Origin of the sequence: Actinomadura rubrisoli (assembly GCF_004349215.1) — a bacterium.
GTDB classification, from domain to species: domain Bacteria; phylum Actinomycetota; class Actinomycetes; order Streptosporangiales; family Streptosporangiaceae; genus Spirillospora; species Spirillospora rubrisoli.
Window position 1 is genome coordinate 1 of sequence record NZ_SMKU01000612.1, and the last position, 2,562, is coordinate 2,562.

Consider the following 2,562-nt stretch of genomic DNA (forward strand, 5'->3'; position numbering starts at 1 on the left):
TATAAGAGACAGGCCCCCGGACCCCGAGACCTCGGTCCCCAGCCCGTAGGGCGCTTCTCAAGCTCCGTGGCCAGATCCTCGCGAAGATTGACATTCTGGGCGCTTTCGCTCGACGGTCCCGGTCGCGCAAAGTGACCTGGTGTTCAGACTCTCTCGTGTGCACCGCGCCTGGCCGGTCGCGGCGGTCGCGTTCGTGGCGCTGGTCGGCGCGGCCGGGTTCCGGGCGACTCCCGGCGTCCTGATGGTGCCCTTGCAGGACGAGTTCGGCTGGTCGCGGGCCACCACGTCGGCGGCCGTGTCGGTCAACCTCGTCCTGTACGGCCTGACCGCGCCGTTCGCGGCGGCGCTGATGGACCGGTTCGGCGTGCGGCGCGTCACCGCCCTCGCGCTGACGCTCGTGGCCGCCGGAAGCGGGCTCACCGTGTTCATGTCGGCGAGCTGGCAGCTCGTCCTGTGCTGGGGCGTGCTCGTCGGGCTCGGCACGGGTTCCATGGCGATGGTGTTCGCCGCGACCGTGGCCGGCCGGTGGTTCGTCCGGCACCGCGGGCTCGTCATCGGCGTGCTCACCGCCGGCGGCGCCGCCGGGCAGCTCGTGTTCCTGCCGGTGCTGGCCTGGCTCGTCGGCAGGAGCGGCTGGCGCTCCGCGGCGCTGACCGTGACGATCGCCGCGCTGGCGGTGGTTCCGCTGGTCGTGCTGGTGTTGCGCGAACGTCCGTCGGACGTGGGGGCCCTGCCCTATGGCGCGACGGTCGCCGAACCCGATCCGCCCCGCACAGGAGACGCCGCCCGGACGGCTCTCCGCGCGCTCTCTGGCGCATGGCGTACAAAGGCGTTCTGGCTCCTGGCGGGCGGGTTCTTCATCTGCGGCGCGTCCACGAACGGCCTGGTCGGCACCCACTTCATCCCCGCCGCGCACGACCACGGCATGCCCGAGACGACGGCGGCCGGCCTGCTGGCCCTCGTCGGAGTGTTCGACATCGTCGGGACGGTGGCGTCCGGCTGGTTCACCGACCGGCTCGACAGCCGGATCCTGCTCGCCTGGTACTACGCCCTGCGCGGCCTGTCGCTGCTCGTCCTGCCGGTGCTGTTCGCCGACTCACCGCACCCGAGCATGCTCGTCTTCGTCATCTTCTACGGCCTGGACTGGGTCGCGACCGTCCCGCCCACGATCGCCCTCGCGCGGGAGGTGTTCGGACCGTCCGCGGGCACGATCGTGTTCGGCTGGGTCTTCGCCGCACACCAGCTCGGTGCTGCCGCCGCCGCTGCCATAGCGGGATTGCTCCGTACGTCGCTCGGCTCGTACACGCTCGCATGGTGGGGCGCGGGGGTGCTGTGCCTGTTCGCCGCAGGGATGTCGATGTCCATAGCGCGCACTCCGTCAACCCCCTTGAAAGTGCCCGAGCCGACCGGCGCGGCTTAGTCGTTGACGAGGTTCTCCACACCGGCTGGGAGACTGCCTGCCAGACCGGCCTCTACCAGGAACGTCTCCAGGGTGTCTTGGAACGCCCGCGCGGCGTGGGTGAGGTCGACGTCCTTGCGGTGGGCGAGCGCGATCGTCCGGAGCAGGCCGGGGCCGTGATGACCGCGCCGGAGCGGCTCGTCGCCCTCGGCCAGGACGAGCGGGGTTCCGCGCAGGCCGGGCCGTCCGGCGAGGACCATGCTGGGGACGACCGCGATCCCGAGCCCGGCTTCGACGAAGCGCAGGACGGCGTCCATCTCGCCGCCCTCCACCGCGAACTTGGGCTCGAACCCGGCCGCCCTGCACGCGCTGATGGTCGCCTCGCGCAGGTCGTACCCCGACCGGAACATCACCAGCGGACGGTTCCGCAGATCCTGGATGCGCAGGTGCGAGCGGCGCGGCATCTGCGTCGCCTTGGCGGAGCGCACAGGGGCGCTCGCCTCGGAACCCGCCGGGGAGGCGACCACCAGGTACTCGCGCAGTATCGGTGTCGTGTCGAGCGGCGGATCCCCATGCAGCGGGAGGATCACCAGGGCCATGTCCAGCGAGCCCCGGGTCAGCTCCCGGACGAGGTCACGCGAGCCCCCCTCCTCGACCATGAGCTGGATGCCCGGATAGGCGTCGTGGAAGCGGCGCAGGACGTCCCCTAGCAGGCCCGCGCAGAGCGACGGTGTCGCGCCCAGCCGCACCCGCCCGCGCCGCAGACCGGCGAGCTCCTGCACTTCGAGGCGCGCGGTGTCGACGTCGGCCAGGATCCGCTTCGCCAGCGGCAGCAGCGCCTCCCCCGCCGGGGTCAGGGTGATGTTGCCCCTGGCGCGGCTGAACAGGGACACGTTCAGCTCGGTCTCCAGCGCGCGGATCTGCTTGGACAGCGAGGGCTGGGCGACGCGCAGAAGCTCGGCGGCCTGCGTGAAGTGGCGTACCTCCGCGACCGCGACGAAGTAGGCGAGCTGCTGCAACTGCATCTTGCACAGAGTACGGGTCGGGTTCCGGCGCACTTGCAAGCGGCCGGTCGTCCAGCGACGCGGTCACTCGGCGCGACGGGCACGGGGCGCGGCGGGCACGGAGAACGGCGGGTGCGGGGCGCGGCGCGGCGAGCACGG

At 71.9% G+C, this 2,562-nt stretch carries 2 protein-coding genes; one reads left to right on the forward strand and one right to left on the reverse strand.

The window, feature by feature from the left end; translation table 11 throughout:
* Positions 1-139 precede the first annotated feature (139 nt).
* Positions 140-1,420 carry an MFS transporter gene (locus tag E1298_RS46065; RefSeq protein ID WP_131903675.1) on the forward strand — a complete coding sequence of 427 codons (1,281 nt, stop codon included), beginning with the start codon at positions 140-142 and terminating at the stop codon, positions 1,418-1,420.
* On the opposite strand, the gene E1298_RS46070 is transcribed toward E1298_RS46065, so the two are convergent.
* Positions 1,417-2,424 carry a LysR family transcriptional regulator gene (locus E1298_RS46070; protein WP_131903676.1) on the reverse strand — a complete coding sequence of 336 codons (1,008 nt, stop codon included), beginning with the start codon at positions 2,422-2,424 and terminating at the stop codon, positions 1,417-1,419. The two genes, E1298_RS46065 and E1298_RS46070, sit on opposite strands and share 4 nt — an antisense overlap.
* Between the last annotated feature and the right edge of the window lie 138 nt (positions 2,425-2,562).